Annotated in this window: 12 protein-coding genes; 2 read left to right on the top strand and 10 right to left on the bottom strand. The window is 71.9% G+C overall.

Annotated features, from left to right (window positions below; all coding sequences use genetic code 11):
• Positions 1-43 precede the first annotated feature (43 nt).
• Complete coding sequence (locus ACIQ6R_RS24000; RefSeq protein WP_003972519.1) at positions 44-406, top strand: metalloregulator ArsR/SmtB family transcription factor; 363 nt, start codon at positions 44-46, stop codon at positions 404-406.
• On the opposite strand, the gene ACIQ6R_RS24005 is transcribed toward ACIQ6R_RS24000, so the two are convergent.
• The 8 genes from ACIQ6R_RS24005 to ACIQ6R_RS24040 all read right to left on the bottom strand — a co-directional run bounded on the left by ACIQ6R_RS24005 (position 387) and on the right by ACIQ6R_RS24040 (position 12,294).
• Positions 387-1,265, bottom strand: coding sequence for a DUF72 domain-containing protein (locus tag ACIQ6R_RS24005; RefSeq protein WP_404223249.1), 879 nt, complete (start codon positions 1,263-1,265; stop codon positions 387-389). The two genes, ACIQ6R_RS24000 and ACIQ6R_RS24005, sit on opposite strands and share 20 nt — an antisense overlap.
• A 48-nt stretch (positions 1,266-1,313) precedes the next feature.
• Positions 1,314-5,231 carry a glycoside hydrolase family 2 TIM barrel-domain containing protein gene (locus tag ACIQ6R_RS24010; RefSeq protein ID WP_404223251.1) on the bottom strand — a complete coding sequence of 1,306 codons (3,918 nt, stop codon included), beginning with the start codon at positions 5,229-5,231 and terminating at the stop codon, positions 1,314-1,316.
• Positions 5,232-5,412: 181 nt separating this feature from the next.
• Positions 5,413-7,008 (bottom strand): alkaline phosphatase D family protein, encoded by a 1,596-nt coding sequence (locus ACIQ6R_RS24015; protein ID WP_404223253.1) that lies wholly within the window; start codon positions 7,006-7,008, stop codon positions 5,413-5,415.
• A 149-nt stretch (positions 7,009-7,157) separates the two neighbouring features.
• A complete protein-coding gene (locus ACIQ6R_RS24020) occupies positions 7,158-7,817 on the bottom strand; it encodes an ABC transporter ATP-binding protein (protein ID WP_404171516.1) in 660 nt (219 codons plus the stop codon).
• Complete coding sequence (locus tag ACIQ6R_RS24025; RefSeq protein WP_404223255.1) at positions 7,810-8,796, bottom strand: ABC transporter ATP-binding protein; 987 nt, start codon at positions 8,794-8,796, stop codon at positions 7,810-7,812. Before ACIQ6R_RS24025 ends, ACIQ6R_RS24020 begins: the two co-directional genes overlap by 8 nt.
• Positions 8,793-9,686 (bottom strand): ABC transporter permease, encoded by an 894-nt coding sequence (locus ACIQ6R_RS24030; RefSeq protein ID WP_404223257.1) that lies wholly within the window; start codon positions 9,684-9,686, stop codon positions 8,793-8,795. The genes ACIQ6R_RS24025 and ACIQ6R_RS24030 overlap by 4 nt, the downstream gene beginning before the upstream one ends.
• 5 nt (positions 9,687-9,691) lie before the next feature.
• Positions 9,692-10,660 carry an ABC transporter permease gene (locus ACIQ6R_RS24035; RefSeq protein WP_404172264.1) on the bottom strand — a complete coding sequence of 323 codons (969 nt, stop codon included), beginning with the start codon at positions 10,658-10,660 and terminating at the stop codon, positions 9,692-9,694.
• A 32-nt stretch (positions 10,661-10,692) separates the two neighbouring features.
• Positions 10,693-12,294 carry an ABC transporter substrate-binding protein gene (locus ACIQ6R_RS24040; RefSeq protein ID WP_404223259.1) on the bottom strand — a complete coding sequence of 534 codons (1,602 nt, stop codon included), beginning with the start codon at positions 12,292-12,294 and terminating at the stop codon, positions 10,693-10,695.
• 294 nt (positions 12,295-12,588) lie between these two features.
• On the opposite strand from ACIQ6R_RS24040, the gene betT reads away from it, so the two are divergent.
• The gene (gene betT, locus ACIQ6R_RS24045; RefSeq protein WP_404223261.1) at positions 12,589-14,634 is read left to right on the top strand and encodes a choline BCCT transporter BetT; all 2,046 of its coding nucleotides are present in this window, start codon (positions 12,589-12,591) and stop codon (positions 14,632-14,634) included.
• Between the two features lie 11 nt (positions 14,635-14,645).
• Here the strand turns inward: betT and ACIQ6R_RS24050 are convergent, their stop codons facing one another.
• Positions 14,646-15,155: an O-acetyl-ADP-ribose deacetylase gene (locus tag ACIQ6R_RS24050; RefSeq protein WP_404171531.1), complete on the bottom strand. Its 510-nt coding sequence runs from the start codon at positions 15,153-15,155 to the stop codon at positions 14,646-14,648.
• A 47-nt stretch (positions 15,156-15,202) separates the two neighbouring features.
• Complete coding sequence (locus ACIQ6R_RS24055; protein ID WP_404223263.1) at positions 15,203-16,612, bottom strand: phytoene desaturase family protein; 1,410 nt, start codon at positions 16,610-16,612, stop codon at positions 15,203-15,205.
• Positions 16,613-16,650: the final 38 nt, after the last annotated feature.

A 16,650-nucleotide genomic window follows, 5' to 3' on the forward strand; every position in this document is an offset into this window, starting at 1 on the left:
AGACTCATTCATGCGTTCATGTGTAGTGAGTAGGATGAACCGCATGGGTCACGGAGCCGCCACCACCGCGCAGGACGCCGCCGCACGCGTGCGGCTGGACGCGGACAACGTCGCCAAGGTCGCCACCACGCTCCAGGCCCTGTCCACCCCCTCCCGGCTGCTGATCCTGGCCCGGCTGCGCGAAGGCCCGCTGCCCGCGACGGAGTTGGCGGCGGAGGTCGGGATGGAGCAGTCCGCCTGCTCCCACCAGCTGCGGCTGCTGCGCAACCTGGGCCTCGTGGTGGGTGAGCGACGTGGCCGGTCGGTGGTGTACGCCCTGCACGACGACCATGTCGCCGGGCTGCTCGACCAGGCCGTATACCACGTGGAGCACCTGCGGCTGGGGATCAGCGACACGGCCGAGTGAGCAGCCGCCGCATGGTCTCGGCGGCGCGTACGGCGGCGTCCGCGCAGCAGTTGTTGAACAGCACGTGCAGCTCGTCCGTCTGCCGGGCGGCGCGCCGCAACCGGGGCACCCAGGCGGCGAGTTCGGCCACGTCGTAGTCGTACCGGAAGCGGTCCTCCTTGCCGCCCCTCCCCCAGGCCGTGCTGCGGCCGTGGAACCGTACGACGGCGAGAGACGGCCGGGTGACCGGCGCGATGGGCGGCAGGGACCCGGGCAGACGCTGGGCCATGTCGGTGCCGACGGCCGACGCGCCGAGAGCGGACAGCGACGCGCGCGTGGCGTCGGCCCGTTCCGGCTCCCACCACCCCGGGTGGCGGAACTCCACGGCGAGCGGCCAGCCCTCCGTGCGCAGGGCGCACGCTTCGAGCGCCGCCTCGGCCGGGTCACCGGGCTCGAACCACGGCGGGAACTGGAACAGCACGGTGCCGAGCCGCCCGGCCTCGCGCAGCGGCTCGACCGCGTCGGCGAAACGCCCCCACACCTCGTCCAGCAGACCCTCACTCGCCCGCCCGCGCCTCAACTGGCCGGGGTCGGCTCCGCGCAGGTCCGCGGGCAGGGCCTCCACGCGCGTGGGGTGGCCGGTCAGCAGGGAGAAGGCCTTCACGTCGAAACGGAAGCCCTCCGGCGTACGCTCCACCCACAGCTCGCTGTTGCGCCGGCTCGGCAACGCGTAGTACCCGGCGTCCACTTCGACGACGGGCAGCCGCGAGGCGTAGTGCCGCAGCCGCCCCTCGGCGTCCCGTCGCCCGCGCGGATACCAGCCGCTCGCGAGCAGTTGGCGGTCCGTCCAGGAACATGCTCCGACCAGTACGTCACCCATGGGAGCCCGGGTTGCCCCGGACTCCCCGTTCATCCCTCGGTCACCCGGTCACTCGGTCGCCGTGGGCCTGCGCGAGGCCGCCATCGCATCCTTCACGTCCGTCAACGGGCGCAGCCGGTAGGTGTAGGAATAGTCCCGGTCGGCGAACAGCTTGAACTCGTCGTGCGTGTGCGCGCCCCAGCTGTTGTCGCCGCCGACCCCCATCTGCCGGTGACTCAGCCGGAGGACGACGGCGTCCCGCGGCGTGAGCTGGTAGTCGTGCCGCGCCCCGACCGACAGGTCCTCCGGCGTGAAGTGGGAGGCGTTCGCCTCCAGCAGGGGCTCGCCCGAGGCGAGCAGGCCCACCCCGTCGCGGTCGGTGAGGGCGATCCACCGGACGTCGGTCTTGTTACCGTTCTCCTGCGGGCGGATGTACGGGGTCCACTGCTCGGCGACGGTCCCGGAGTACAGGCCGACGTCGGTGCCGGTGTTGCGGTCCCAGTGGTTCTCCTCGGGGCCGCGGCCGTAGTAGTGCAGGCGGTCCAGGCCGCGCGGCAGGAGCAGCAGCGTGCCGACCTCGGGGAGGTACGGCAGGTTCGCGGCCCCCGGGTGCAGGGTGTTGTCGACCTTGATCTCGCCGTTGCCGAACACGGTGTACGTGGTGGTGTACGCCGACTCCACGGTGGTGGGCAGGGTGCCGCTGACCTTGATCTCGACGGCCCGGTCGCCCAGGTCCCGCACGGCGACGTCCGTGACCTTCCGCCGGGCGCCCGCGTCGCGCCAGGTCTGGTTGCGGGTGTGCTGGCCGTTGCCGCGGTCGTTGTCGGTGGGCGCCCGCCAGAAGTTGGGCACGGGTCCGGAGGTGATCAGCCGCCTGCCCTTCGCCTCGTACGAGGTGATGGTGCCGGCCCGCTTGTCGACGGTGACCGAGAAGCCCCGGCCGTCGACGGTGACCTCCTCGTCGCCGTCCCGGTGGCGCAGGGACGGCACCCGGTCCAGGGCCACCGGGGACACCGCGCGGACGTCCGCGTCGAGGGCGAGCTGCGCCCGGGCGACCTCGAAGCCCGCCTTGGCCCAGGGGGTGGACTCCTTGGTGGTGAAGGACAGCTGAAGGAAGTACTCCGTGCCCGGCGCGGGGTCGCTCGGCAGCCGAACGGGCACGGTGACGTCCTTGCGGGACAGCGGCTCCACGTCCAGCTGGTCGCGGGTGAGCCGTCCGCGCCGTACGGTCCTGCCGTCGGCGACGAGTTCCCAGTGGCCGTCGAACTCACGGAGGTTGGTGAACAGGTACTCGTTGACGAGTGTGATCGCGCCGGCGCCGCCGGACCGCTGCTCGACGCCGACGGCCTGGTAGACGCGCTTGATCTCGGCGGCCTTGCCGGTGTGGCCGCGGTCGGCGAGGACGATGCCGTCGGCGACGAAGCAGCCGTCGTTGGGGTTGTCGCCCCAGTCGCCGCCGTAGGCGAAGAAGGTCATCTCCTTCGTCCGCTTCCTCTCCACCTGCACGGTCTCCGCGTCGAACCAGAACCGCACGCCGTCGTCGCCCGGGCCTCGGTCGCCCCCGGCCAGTTCGCCGGCTCCGAGGGCACGGGCGTAGACGCGGGCGCGGCGGACGGTGCCGCTGAACTCGCGGGTCTGGTTGTCGGCGTCGGTGGCCAGGGCCAGGGGGGCCGTGTTGGCGGTGGGCCGGCGGTCGGTGGTGCGGGACGCCCGCCGCTCACCGTCGACGTACAGGGTGAGGGTGCCGGCCTCCGCGTCGAAGACGCCCGCGATGTGGTGCTCGCGGCCGGTCCAGTCCTCCGGCACCGTCCAGGTGACGGTGATCCACTGACCGGCGGAGTGGATGAAGAACTCCAGCGTGCGGTTGTTCTGCTTCAGGGCGTACTGGGTGTCGCCCTTGGCGATGATCGGCTGGTGGTAGCCGGTGAAGTGCGGGGTGACCCAGGCCTCCAGGGTCAGCGAGCCGGTGAGGTCGAGGCCCTCGTCGCGGGCGAAGACCGTGCCGCCGGACAGGCCCTTGCCGCGCTCGAAGGTGCCGGAGGCGGCGAGGATCTCACCGCTCAGGCCGACGGGCCCCTGCTCGGTCAGCAGCGTGCGCCGGGGGGCCGGCCAGGTCAGCGACTGGTCGACGAAGTCCCAGATCCAGCCGCCCTGGAGCACGTCGTACGAGCGGATGACGTCCCAGTACTTCTTGAAGTTGCCGTTGGAGTTCCCCATCGCGTGGGAGTACTCGATCATCACGTACGGCCGGGTGTCCGAGGTGTCCTTCGCGCGCTGCTCGACGCGCTGCGGGGTGTCGTACATCTCGGAGCGGATGTCGCTGACACCCGGGCGGTCGTCGCCCTCGTACTGGATGACGCGGGTGGAGTCGTAGGAGCGGATCCAGTCGTGCATGGCGGTGAAGGTGCTGCCGCCGCCCGCTTCGTTGCCGAGCGACCAGATGACGACCGAGGCGTGGTTCTTGTCGCGGTGGACCATGTTCTGGGCGCGGACCACGCAGGCCTCGGTCCAGTCGGGGTGGTCGCCGGGGTACTCGTCGCGGATGCCGTGGGTCTCCAGGTTGGTCTCGTCGACGAGGTAGAGGCCGTACTCGTCGGCGAGTTCGTACCACAGCGGGTTGTTCGGGTAGTGCGAGGTGCGGACGCTGTTCATGTTCATCCGCTTGATGATCCTGATGTCCTCGACCAGGTCGTCGCGGGTGAGGGCCGTACCGCGGTCCGGGTGCATCTCGTGGCGGTTGGTGCCCCGGAAGGAGACGGGCTTGCCGTTGATGCGCATCAGCCCGTCGGTGAGCGCGAACTCCCGGAAGCCGACCCGGTGGGACAGGGTCTCGACGACCTTGCCCGCCGGGTCCCGCAGCCGCAGTACGGCCGTGTAGAGGTCCGGGTGCTCGGCCGACCACAGCCTGGGCCTCGGTACGGCCTTCGCGGCCCGGACGGTGACGTCCTGGCCGGCGCCGACCGTGCCGAGGTCGGCGGACTGCTCCAGCGGGCGGGACCAGACGGCGTGGCCGCGCGCGTCGTACAGCTGGGTCTCGACGGTGTACCTGCCCGCGTCGCCGCCGCCGTCGCCGTACGCCCGCACGCTCGCGGTGACCGCCAGCTCGGCGTCCGTGTAGGTGTCGTTCAGCGGGGTGTCCAGCTTGAAGTCGCGCAGGTGCACCGAAGGCGTGGAGTACAGGTAGACCGAGCGGAAGATGCCGCTCAGCCGGATCATGTCCTGGTCCTCCAGCCAGTCTCCGTCGGAGTAGCGGTACACCTCCACGGCGATCTGGTTGGTGCCGGGCTTCAGGTGGTCGGTGATGTCGTACTCGGACGGGGTGAAGGAGTCCTCGTCGTAGCCGACCAGTTCGCCGTTGATCCACACGTAGTGCGCGGACTTGACGCCCTCGAAGTGCAGGAAGGTGCGGCGGCCCGTCCAGTCGCGCGGGACGGTGAAGGTGCGCCGGTACTGGCCGACCGGGTTGTGGCGGGTCGGCGCGGTGGGCGGCCGCGGGTCCTCGCCGCGGCCGTTGGGGCCCCAGTACGGGTAGGTGATGTTCAGGTAGATCGGGTGGTCGTGGTCGTGCAGCTGCCACACGGACGGCACCGGGATGGTCCCCCAGTCGCCGTCGTCGGTGTCGGTGCGGTGGAAGTCGGCGTCCCGGTCCTCGGGGCGGTCGGCGTAGGCGAACTTCCAGGTGCCGTCGAGGCCGATCCGGTACGGCGAACGGGTGCGGTCGCCGGCGAGGGCCGCTCGCACGTCCGCGTACGGCATGAGCGTGGTGTGCGGCGGCTCGGTGCCGAGCCGGAAGACGCCGAAGTCGTTCCACTCCGGGGGCTCGTCGGCCGCCGCCCGCCGGCCCGCCGCGTGCGCCGCCACGGGCGACGCGGACAGGGCGAGCGCGCCGAGAACGGCGGCAGACCCCTCCAGGAGACGGCGGCGACTGACGACCGGGCGGGACGGGCGGGCCGGGGATTCGGCGGGTGACACGGGCGAGTGCGGCATGACCGTGGCCTTCCGTGGGCTTCGGGGGCGGCTCAACGCACGGTGCTGGGAGAGCAGTTGACGTGGGGGTGGATCACAACTGCCGGTGACGCGGCGACTACTGAGTCAGCCACACCCTAGGACCCGAACACAACCGAATCAATTACCCCATCGGACTTTGTTGGTTCCTGATGGACACCCCTCAGGCGTCCTGGACTCCCGGCACGCCCGCCTCGATCACGAACGACTTGTCGGTGCGGACCGGGGCGCCGGGCCGGGTGACGTAGTCGACCACGCGGTAGTCGGCGGTGTACCGGCCCCTGGACACCGAGCAGCGGACGTAGCCGCGGCGGCTGCTGTAGTACTTGGTGTGCGGGTTCTCGTCCCAGTACACCTGGCCGGGGTCGTGGGTGGCGGAGCCGTCGCCGCCGGAGGTGATGGACGTGGTGACGAACTCGCTGCCCAGCAGCCGCGTCTCGGGGCGTTCGAAGTCGCGGCGCAGGTCGTTGGTCCAGTTGTTGTGGACATCGCCGGTGAGGACCACGAAGTTGTCGACGCGGCGTCGTTCGACGTAGCCGAGCACCCGGTCGCGGGAGGCGCGGTAGCCGTCCCAGCCGTCGTTGTAGCCGCCGTCGTCCGGACCCGCGACGGCGTCCCAGTTGGCGAAGTAGATCTGCTGCGGGAGCACGTTCCAGGTGGAGCGCGAGCGGGAGAGGCTGCGCTCCAGCCAGGCGTGCTGCTCGTCGCCGAGGATGGTGGCCTCGGGATCCCACTGCTCCGGGCCGGAGACCTGCCACTTGTCGCCGTACGGCTGGTCGGTGCGGTACTGGCGGGTGTCCAGGACGCTGAAGGTCGCGGTGCCGCCGAACTCCAGGCGCCGGTACAGCGGCAGTGCCGTGTCCACCGGCTTGCGCAGGCGGCGCAGCGGCATGTGCTCCCAGTAGGCCTGGTAGGCGGCCCGGCGGCGGGCGGCGAAGCGGGCGGTGGTGTCGTTGCCCTGGCCGGCGTCGTTGTTCTCGGGGCTCAGGTCGGCGTAGTTGTTGTCGGTCTCGTGGTCGTCCCAGGTGACGACGAACGGCGCCGTGGCGTGCAGCAGCCGCAGGTCGGGGTCGGTCTTGTACTGGGCGTGCCGGGCACGGTACTCGGCGAGGGTGTTCATCTCGTCGCCGTGGTGGGTGCGCACCTTGCCGTTGACGCCGGCGGCGTACTCGTAGAGGTAGTCGCCGAGGTGGAAGACGACGTCCGGCCGGTCGGCCGCCATGTGCCGGTACGCCGTGAAGTGGCCCTGCTCCCAGTTCGCGCAGGAGGCGAACGCGAAGTCGACGGTGGGGGCGGTGCCGGGGGCCGGGGCGGTGCGGGTGCGGCCGACCGGGGAGATCGCGTCGCCGGCGCGGAAGCGGTAGTAGTACTCGTGGTGGGGCCGCAGGCCGCGTACGTCGGCGTGGACGGTGTGCGCCTCGGCGGGCACGGCGTGCTCCACGCCGCGCTTGACGACCTTCCGGAACCGCTCGTCGAGGGCGATCTCCCACCGCACGGCGACGGGACGGCGGGGCATGCCGCCGTCGTCGTCGAGCGGCTTCGGCGCCAGGCGGGTCCAGAGCACGACGCCGTCGGGGAGCGGGTCGCCGGACGCGACACCGAGCTGGAAGGGGTCGCCCGGGACGCGGCCCGGTACGGCGGACGCGACGGGTGCGGCGCCGGTGCCGAGCAGCACCGCACCGGCGCCGGCGGCGCCCGCGATACCGAGGAACCCTCTTCTCTTCAGGGAGTTCGGGGAGCTGGTGCGCGGCGGGGTCATCGAACCTCCAGAGGACGGATGGCCGGACGACAACCAGGCAAACGGCACGGGGTGAACCCCGACTGCTGCGCTCGTGGACCGCGCTTGACCGATGCGTGTCGGCGAAGGGCTCGGCGTGGCCGTGGACCAGGGCGTGGTCGGGAGCGCGGTCAGGGGCGCGTCAGAGTGGTCCATTCGACGGTGCGGTCGCACCAGCGGTCGAGCAGGACGCGGTCGTGGCCGACGGCCAGCAACCCCGCGCCGGTGGCGGACCGGTACTCCTCCACCACGCGGACCAGGGCGGCGGTGGTCGAGGCGTCGAGCATCGCCGTCATCTCGTCGCACACCAACCAGCGCGGGCGCAGCACGAGGGCGCGGGCCAGACAGGCGCGCTGCAACTGGCCGTCGCTGACCTCGTGCGGGCGCCTGCTCAGCAGGTCGGTGGTCAGGCCCACGGTGGCGGCCAGTTCGGCGACCCGGCCGGCGATGCCCTCGCGCCGGCCGGTGGCGCGCAGTGGTTCGGCGATCAGGTCGGTGAGCGCCAGCCGGGGGTCCGCGGAGAGCCGGGCCTGCTGGAAGACGACGCCGAAGGCGGTGCGCTGCTCGCGCGGGGCACGGTGGCGCCAGCGCCGTACGGGCGTGCCGTCGACCACCAGGGTGCCGGCGTCCGGGTGGTGCAGCAGGGCCGCGACGCGCGCCAGGGTGGACTTGCCGCAACCGCTCGGGCCGAGCAGCCCGACGGCCTCGCCGGGCTCGATCGACAGGGATATGTCCCGGATCACGGGCGGGTTCCGGTCGTATCCGGCGGTGATGTCGCTCAGTTCAAGCACGGTCGGCGGCCTCCGTGAGCGCTGCGTGCGGGTGGTGGCAGGCGACCGTGCCGGTCAGCGGCGGCGGCGTGGCGCAGGAGTCGGTCGCCCGCTCGCAGCGGGCGGCGAAGGCGCAGCCGCCGGGGAGGGCGCCGAGTTCGGGCGGCAGGCCGGGGATGGGGGTGAAGGCACGGTCGGGCAGGGCGTCCAGCAGGCCGCGACTGTAGGGGTGACGGGGGCCCGGGGCGCCGAAGAAGTCGCCGGCGGCGGCCAGTTCGACGATCCGGCCCGCGTACATGACGGCGATCCGGTCGGCGATGCGTTCGGCGGCCGCCAGGTCGTGGGTGATCATCAGCAGGGCGCGGCTCTCGCCGTCCGTCCTGTTGTCGACATGTCGCCGTAGCTCGTCGACGGTCCGGTCCACCAGGTCCCGGTCGAGTCCGGTGGTCGGTTCGTCGGCGAGCAGCAGCGGTGCGTCCCCGACCAGGGCGAGGGCGGTGGCGGCGCGCTGGGCGAGACCGCCGGAGAGTTCGTGCGGGTGGTGGTCGAGGTGGCCCACCGGGAACGCGGCGCGCTCGGCGGCGGCTTCCGCGGCCTCGCGCAGGGCCGCACGGCCGCGGACCGCGGTGTGTGCCGCGACCGTCTCCTCCAACTGGGAGCGGACGGTGCGTACCGGGGTGAGGTGCGCGGCCGGGCTCTGCGGGACGAGGCCGATCAGCCTGCCCCGCACGGTGCGGGCGAAGGTCCGCTCGTCGGCGGCGAGCAGGTCCAGTTCGCCGAGCAGCGCGCTGCCCGCGGTCCGCGCGTTGCCGGGCAGCAGCCCGAGCAGGGCGGAGGCGAGGACGGACTTGCCGCAGCCGCTCTCGCCGATCAGCGCCAGGCACTCGCCGGCCGCCACGTCGAAGTGGGCGTCGGTGACGGCGGCGACGCGGCGCCCGCCCGGCATCAGGAAACGCACCGACAGACCGCGTACCGACAGCACGGGGGCTCGCTCGGTCACAGCATCAGCTCCGATCGGCGGCGGGGGTTGATCCGCTCCCGCCAGGCACCCGCGAGACCGGCGACGGCGAGGGTGGGGACGATGATGAACAGGCCGGGGAAGAGGGTCGGCCACCACTGCCCGGCGAGCAGCGATCCCCGCGCCTCCTGGATCAGGTTGCCGAGACTCGCGGTGTGGGTCGGCAGCCCCAGCCCGAGGAAGGAGAGCGCCGACTCGTGCCACATGGCGTGCGGCACCATCAGTACGGCGGCCAGCGCGGCCTGGGGCAGCACGCCCGGCAGCAGATGCCGTACGGCCACCCGCCACCGGGACGCGCCGCCGGAGACGGCCGCGTCGATGTAGGGGCGCGAGCGCAGCGACAGCACCTCGGCGCGGACGATGCGCGCGGTGGACAGCCAGTGGGTGAGCGCGACGGAGATCACCACCGGCCAGACGCCCGGGCGGAACATCGCGACGATGAAGATGCCCATCAGCAGGTGGGGCACGGAGGAGAACGTGTCGACGACGCGCATCACGGCCCGGTCGACCCAGCCGCCCAGCGCTCCGGCGGTGGCACCCACGGCGGTGCCGACCACGGTGGCCGTGAGCGCCGCCGCGACTCCGACGAGCAGGGAGACGCGCAGGCCGTACACGCAGCGCAGCAGCAGGTCCCGGCCGACGTCGTCGGTGCCGAACGGGTGCTCCCAGCTGGGCGGCCGCAGCTTGGCGGCCAGGTCGACGGCCTGCTGGTCGAGCTGGACCAGCGGCGGCACGAGCAGCACGGCGAGGACGGTCACGGTCAGCAGCGCCGCGGAGGTGCGCAGGCGCAGGGTGCGGGTGGAGCGGCGGTCCGTGCCGTGGGACCGCCACACGGTGGGCCGTTCAGCCTTCTCGGCCGTGATCTCAGCCATCGGACTCACATTTCACTGAGTTTCACCCTCGGGTCGAACAGTCCGTAGAGCAGATCGGCGAGCAGGTTGCCGGCGAGTACGGCGGCGGTGGCGAGGGTGGTCAGGGCGGCCAGCAGCGGGAAGTCGACGGCGGTGGCCGCCTCGACGGTGGCCGCGGCGATGCCCGGCCAGCTGAAGACGCTCTCCACCAGCAAGGCGCCGGTGATGAGTTCGGGAACGCGGGAGCCGATCAGCGTGAGCACCGGCAGCAGCCCCGACCGCAGGGCGTGCCCGAACAGGACGGTGCCCTCCCCGATGCCGCGGGCCCGCGCGCCGCGCACCGGGTCCTCGGCGAGGGCGTCACCGACGCCCTGGCGCACGTAGAGGGTGAACCAGGGCAGCTGGGAGACGGCGAGCACGCCCGCGGGCAGCACGATGTGGCTCGCGACCTGTCCGAGGGTGACCTGTTCGCTGGCGGTGTCCGTCAGGCCGCCGGCCGGCAGGACGTCCCACTGGAGGGCGAACAGCCACACGGCGAGCAGCGCGATCCAGAAGACCGGCGCCGCCTCCAGTGTGTACGCGAGCGAGGTGACGGCCCGGTCGAGCATCGAGCCGGGGCGGCGGGCGGCCAGCACACCGAGGAGCGTGCCGGCCAGGACTGCCACGGCGAAGGCGACGGCGCACAGGAGCGCGGACCACACGAGGCGTTCGCCGATGACCTGGGCCACCGGCTGGCGCATCACCCCCGAGTGGCCGAGGTCGCCGGTGAGCGCCGAGGTCAGCCAGTCCCACCAGCGGACGACGAAGGACCGGTCCACGCCGAGGTTGTCCCGCAGCCGGTCCAGGGTCTCCTGGTCGGCGCCGAGCGCGGCGGTGCCGGCGTAGGCCTTGACGGGGTCGAACGGGGAGGCGGCGGCGATGGCGAACACGCCGAAGGTGACGACGAGGACGACGGGGACGGCGAACAGCGCCCGCCGCCCCGCCAGGCGTGCCATCGCTCCCCAGGGCAGCCGCCCGGGAGATCGGGTCATTTCTTCGGCTGCCAGTCCTCGATGTTCCACCAGGGCCCGCTGGCGAAGCCGTGCTCGTGCGGCTCCAGCTGGGTGGTCAGGCCGTCCCAGCGGTCGGCGAGGACGTAGAGGTGGTCGATGTGGGTGAGGAAGGTGTACCCGGGGTTCTCGACGAGGGCCCGCTGGATCTCGTCGTAGGCGGCCTCGCGCTTCTTCGGGTCCTGGCTGCGGCGGCCGGCGTCGAGTGCCTCGTCGACCGCCTTGTCGTCGTAGCCGGCCATGTTGTTGAAGCCGTCGTTGGCGAGGGAGGAGTGCAGCAGGGTGTAGAGGCCGAAGTCCGGGTCGCCGACGCTGCCGAAGCCCGCCAGGACCGCGTCGTGCTTCATCCGCGGCTCGATGACCTCCCAGGTGGCACCCTCCACCTTCACCTCGATGCCGGCCTTCTTGGCGTCGGAGGCGTAGGCGAGCGCGTGGTCCTGGCGGACCTTGTCGCCCGAGGGGTAGTACAGGGTGAACGAGGCGCGCTGTCCGTCCTTGGCACGGACGCCGCCGGAGCCGGCCTGCCAGCCCGCCTCGTCCAGGATGCGCTTGGCCTTGTCGAGGTCGTGCGGGCGCTCGATGTCGCGCGCGTACCAGGGGTCGTCGGCGGGCAGCGGCCCGTACGCCGGCCGGCCCGCGCCGTCGAGGATCTTGTCGACCATGGCCTGTCGGTCCACGGCGGCGTCCAGCGCCTGCCGGACGGCGCGGTCGCCGGTGACCTTGCCCGTGGTGGGCAGGGTGACGGCCCGGAAGTCGTAGGACCTGGCCTGGTACGTGCGCCTGCCGTCGTCCTTCTTGAAGGTGGCGGCGAGGTTGGGCGGCAGTACGGCGCCGTCGAGGTCGCCGGAGCGCAGGCGGGTGGCGCGGACGTTGTCGTCGGCGATGATCGCCATGGTGAACGACTTCACCGCGGGCTTGCCGCCCCAGTAGTGCGGGTTGGCCTTGAAGGTGAGCTTCTCGCCCTTGCTCCAGTCGGCGAGCACGTACGGGCCGGTGCCGACGGGCTCGGTGTTGAACGCGCCGGTGTTGGGGTCCTGCTCGCCCGCGATGTGCTCGGGGACGATGGGCAGCACCGTGCGGGCGGCGAAGGCCGCGTACGGGTACTTGAGGGTGAAGACGACGGTGTCGTCGCCGCTGGCGCGGACGTTCTTGACGGCGTCCAGTTCACTGCGGGCGGTGTTGTTGGTCTTCGCGTCGAGGACGGTGCGGTACGTGTAGACCACGTCCTGGGCCGTCAGCGGTTCGCCGTCGCTGAACTTCACGCCGTCGCGCAGGGTGTACGTGTACGTCTTGCCGCCGTCGGCGATCTTCGGCAGCGCGGTCGCCAGGGCGGGTTTCAGCTCCAGGTCGGTGTCGCGGGCGAGCAGCCCGTCGAAGATCTTGGAATTTCCGTCCTTGCCGTAGCCGAGCAGCGGGCTCAGCGTGTCCGGCTCGGAGGCCACGCCGATCACGACGGACTCGGCGGCCTTGGCGTCGCCGTCTCCCGTTCCGTTCCCGGGTGCGGAGCAGGCGGTGACGCCGGCGGCGAACGCCGCCGCGGCGGCGGCGCTTCGTATCGGACGGGTCCGACGGGTTGTCATGTCTCCCCCACGCTTGTTATTGGTGCGCGGTTATTGCACATCAGTCGCAAGAGAAGCGTCAAGCCAGGTGATCGAGGCGCGGCCGCCCACCGGCTCGCCACTGGCGCTCGGGGCCGACACGACCGGGCCGGTACTGGACGGAGCGTGTGATCAGCAGCACACTGCCTTATCGCCTGAGCCCCAGCGCACGTGGGCACCGACCAGGAGGAAACGGCCGTGTCGACCGCAGGAGACGAAAGCGCCGGAACCGAGCCGGAAGGGGCGTCGGCGGACACCGAACCGGCGGGTAGGGGCATGCTCAAACCCGTGGTCTTCTTCGGGTCGGCCGCGCTGATCCTGGCCATCTCGATCTGGGCGATCGTCACGCCCTCCGGTGCCGAATCCGCCATCGGGGTGGCGGTCGACAGGATCTCGTCCTGGTTCGGCTGGTACTACTTCCTCGCCGCGACCGTCTACCTGGGGTTCGTCGTCTTCATCGGCGTGTCCAAGTACGGGACGATCAAGCTGGGCCCCAAGCACTACAAGCCCGACTACGGGCTCTTCGCGTGGGCGGCGATGCTGTTCGCGGCGGGCATCGGCATCGACCTGATGTTCTTCTCCGTCTCCGGTCCCGTCAGCCACTACCTCGCGCCGCCGGAGGGCGACCCGGAGACGGTGGAGGCGGCCCGGCAGGCCGTGGTGTGGACACTCTTCCACTACGGCATCACCGGCTGGGCCATGTACGCCCTGATGGGCATGGCGCTCGGCTTCTTCGCCTTCCGGTACCGGCTGCCGCTCGCCATCCGTTCCGCCCTCTACCCGATCATCGGACGCCGGATCCACGGGCGGATCGGTGACGCCGTCGACCTGGCGGCCATCATCGGCACCGTGTTCGGCATCTCCGTGTCGCTCGGCATCGGTGTGGTGCAGCTGAACTACGGCCTGAGGGTGCTCTTCGACGTACCGGAAGGGCTCCCCGCCCAGATCGGTCTGATCGCCGTGGCGGTGGTGATGGCCACGGTGTCCGCGGTGGCCGGTGTGGACAAGGGCATCCGCCGGCTGTCCCAGCTCAACGTCCTGCTCGCCGTCCTGCTGATGCTCTTCATCCTGGTCGTGGGCGAACCGTTCCGGCTGCTCAACTCCCTCGTCCAGAACGTCGGCGACTACGTCAGCCGCTTCCCCTCGATGACTCTGAACACCTTCGCCTACGACCAGCCCACCGAGTGGCTGGACGCGTGGACGCTGTTCTTCTGGGCCTGGTGGATCGCCTGGGCGCCGTTCGTCGGGCTGTTCCTGGCCCGGATCTCCCGCGGCCGCACCCTGCGCCAGTTCGTCGCGGCGACGCTGATCATCCCGTTCGTCTTCACCGGCCTCTTCCTGGCCGTCTTCGGCAACAGTGCGCTGTTCGTGGTCCGCGACGGCAACTCCGAGTTCGGCCAGACCGCGATGAACGTCCCCGAGCAGGGCTTCTACGGCCTGCTCGAGCAGTACCCGGGCGCACTGTTCAGCGCCGGACTCGCCACGTTCGTCGGGCTCCTGCTCTACGTCACCTCGGCCGACTCCGGAGCCCTGGTCATGGGCAACCTCAGCTCCCATCTGCCCACCCCGGTGACCGACGCGGCCCCGTGGCTGCGCATCTTCTGGGCCCTGACGACAGGGCTGCTGACGCTCGCCATGCTCATCGTGGGCGGCGTGCAGGCACTCACCGACGCCACCATCATCATGGGCCTGCCCTTCTCCTTCGTGATGTTCCTGATCATGGTGGGGCTCTATCTGGCGCTGCGCACCGAGTACATGCGGGAGGAGGCGCTGGCCACCACGCTGCCGGCGTCGCTGTCCGGACGTACGACGCAGCAGGGCCCCACGGGAGCACGGAACTGGCGACAGCGGCTGGCGCGGGCGATGGCGTTCCCGGGCAGGCGGGCCGCCGCCAGGTTCGTCGAGGACGTGTGCCGCCCCGCCTTCCAGGAGGTCGGCCAGGCGCTGCGGGAACAGGGGACGGAGGCGGAACTCCTGGAAGGGGTCAACGAGGAGAACGGACTCCCGCACGTCGGTCTCCGGGTGCCGATCGGTCCGAGCGACACGTTCGTGTACGAGGTCTGGCCCGTCGAGAAGCCGACCCCGGGCTTCGCGACCAGGTCGGTCACCACCCACGACACCTACGTGCGCTTCGAGGTCCGGCTCGCCGAGGGCAACCAGGGCTATGACGTGATGGGGTACACCAAGGAACAGCTCATCGGCGACAGCCTCGACCAGTACGAGCGGCATCTGGAGTTCCTGCGCATGCACCGCGAGGCGGCCGACCGATCCGCTCTGCCCGACCACCGCCCGGACGCGCCGGAGGCACACCTGCCGGAGTAGGCGCCCGACGGTCAGCCGAGCCGCGCGGCGAACGCCGCGTGGGCCCGGTCGTCGAAGAGCACGAACCTGACCTCCTCGACTTCGGTGTCCGCCTCACGTACGGCCGTCACGGCGATACGGGCCGCGTCGTCCATCGGCCAGCGGTAGACCCCGGTGGAGATCGCCGGAAAGGCGACCGTGCGGGCGCCCAGCTCGTCGGCGACCCGGAGGGACTCGCGGTAGCAGGAGGCGAGGAGCCCGGAACGGTCCTCGGCCGTGCTGTACACCGGGCCCACCGTGTGGATCACCCAGCGCGCCTCCAGGGCGCCGGCGGTGGTGGCGACGGCCCGGCCGGTGGCCAGGCCCTTGCCGAGCTGCCCCGCGCGCAGCTTGCGGCACTCCTCCAGGATCGCGGGGCCGCCGCGCCGGTGGATGGCGCCGTCGACGCCGCCTCCCCCGAGCAGGGAGGAGTTGGCCGCGTTGACGATCGCGTCGGCGCTCTCGCGGGTGATGTCGCCCCGGACGAGGGTGATGGTGGTCATGGCCGCTCCCCGCTCATCGCCTGCTGTCGTGCACGTCTGCTTCCTGGTCATGTCTGCCGCAGTCTGCGCCAGACGGCTTTCGCCGCGTTGTGGCCCGACATGCCGTGCACTCCGGGGCCCGGCGGGGTGGCCGACGAGCAGATGAAGACGGCCGGGTGCGGGGTCGCGTACGGGAACAGGGACAGCTTGGGGCGCAGCATCAGCTGGAGGCCGGAGACCGCGCCGGAGGCGATGTCGCCGCCGACGTAGTTGGCGTTGCGGGTGGCGAGTTCGGGCGGGCCGGCGGTGGCGCGGGCGAGGACGCGGTCGCGGAAGCCGGGGGCGAAGCGCTCCAGTTGACGCTCGATGGCATCGGTGAGGTCGCCGGTCCAGCCGTTGGGGACGTGGCCGTACGCCCAGAAGACGTGCTTGCCCTCCGGGGCGCGGGTGGGGTCGGCGACGCTGGGCTGCGTGGTGATGAGGAACGGCGCGTCGGGTGCCCGGCCCTCGCGGGAGGCCGCGTTCAGTGCCGCGCCGATCTCCGCGCTGCTCGCGCCGATCTGCACGGTGCCCGCGGTGCGGGGCTCCTGGGCGGTCCACGGGACGGGGCCGTCCAGCGCGTAGTCGATCTTGAAGACGCCGGGGCCGTACCGGTAGTCGGCGTAGTAGTTGCCGAGGCCGGCGATGCGGGCCAGGGCCGTGGGCGAGGTGTCGAAGACGTAGGCGCGCGCGGGCGGCAGGTCGTCGAGGCGCTTCACCTCGTAGTCGGTGTGGACGGTGCCGCCGAGATCCTCGAGGTAGGCGGCGAGGGCGTCGGAGATGGCCTGCGAGCCGCCGCGGGCCACGGGCCAGCCGCGGGCGTGCGCGGCGAGGGCGAAGACCAGGCCTATGGCACCGGTGGCGAAGCCACCGAGCGGAGCCATGACGTGCGCGACGAGCCCGGCGAAGAGCGTTCTGGCCTTGTCGTCGCGGAAGCGGCGCATCAGCCACGTCGACGGGGGCAGGCCGGCCAGGCCGAACCGGGCGAGGGTGAGCGGGTCGCGCGGCAGCGCGGTGAGCGGGAGGGACATGAAGTCGCGGGCGAGCGTGTCCCACCTGGGGAGGAAGGGCTCGACCAGCCTGCGGTACGCGCCCGCGTCGCGCGCTCCGAAGGAGGCGGCCGTCTCGCCGACCGACCGGGACAGCACGGCGGCCGAGCCGTCCGGGAACGGATGTGCCATGGGCAGCCCGGCGTGCAGCCACTCCAGCCCGTACCGCTCCAGGGGCAGGACGCGGAACGCGGGCGAGTTGATGCCCAGCGGGTGCGCGGCGGAGCACGGGTCGTGCCGGAAGCCCGGCAGGGTCAGCTCCTCCGTGCGGGCCCCGCCGCCCACGGTGTCCCGCGCCTCGAACACGGCGACCGAGAAGCCGCGGCGGGCCAGTTCCACGGCAGCGGTCAGTCCGTTCGGTCCCGCACCCACTACGACCGCATCGAGCATCGACGGCACCTTCGGACCCCTTCGTCAGCCGATGGCCA

Source organism: Streptomyces sp. NPDC096048 (assembly GCF_044763415.1).
Lineage (GTDB): Bacteria > Actinomycetota > Actinomycetes > Streptomycetales > Streptomycetaceae > Streptomyces.

Excerpts from the sequence above, each read along its gene's own strand:
- ACIQ6R_RS24000 (WP_003972519.1), top strand. The coding sequence starts at position 44 with ATGGGTCACGGAGCCGCCACCACCGCGCAGGACGCCGCCGCACGCGTG.
- ACIQ6R_RS24005 (WP_404223249.1), bottom strand. The coding sequence starts at position 1,265 with ATGGGTGACGTACTGGTCGGAGCATGTTCCTGGACGGACCGCCAACTG.
- ACIQ6R_RS24010 (WP_404223251.1), bottom strand. The coding sequence starts at position 5,231 with ATGCCGCACTCGCCCGTGTCACCCGCCGAATCCCCGGCCCGCCCGTCC.
- ACIQ6R_RS24015 (WP_404223253.1), bottom strand. The coding sequence starts at position 7,008 with ATGACCCCGCCGCGCACCAGCTCCCCGAACTCCCTGAAGAGAAGAGGG.
- ACIQ6R_RS24030 (WP_404223257.1), bottom strand. The coding sequence starts at position 9,686 with ATGGCTGAGATCACGGCCGAGAAGGCTGAACGGCCCACCGTGTGGCGG.
- ACIQ6R_RS24035 (WP_404172264.1), bottom strand. The coding sequence starts at position 10,660 with ATGGCACGCCTGGCGGGGCGGCGGGCGCTGTTCGCCGTCCCCGTCGTC.
- ACIQ6R_RS24040 (WP_404223259.1), bottom strand. The coding sequence starts at position 12,294 with ATGACAACCCGTCGGACCCGTCCGATACGAAGCGCCGCCGCCGCGGCG.
- betT (WP_404223261.1), top strand. The coding sequence starts at position 12,589 with ATGCTCAAACCCGTGGTCTTCTTCGGGTCGGCCGCGCTGATCCTGGCC.
- ACIQ6R_RS24050 (WP_404171531.1), bottom strand. The coding sequence starts at position 15,155 with ATGACCACCATCACCCTCGTCCGGGGCGACATCACCCGCGAGAGCGCC.
- ACIQ6R_RS24055 (WP_404223263.1), bottom strand. The coding sequence starts at position 16,612 with ATGCTCGATGCGGTCGTAGTGGGTGCGGGACCGAACGGACTGACCGCT.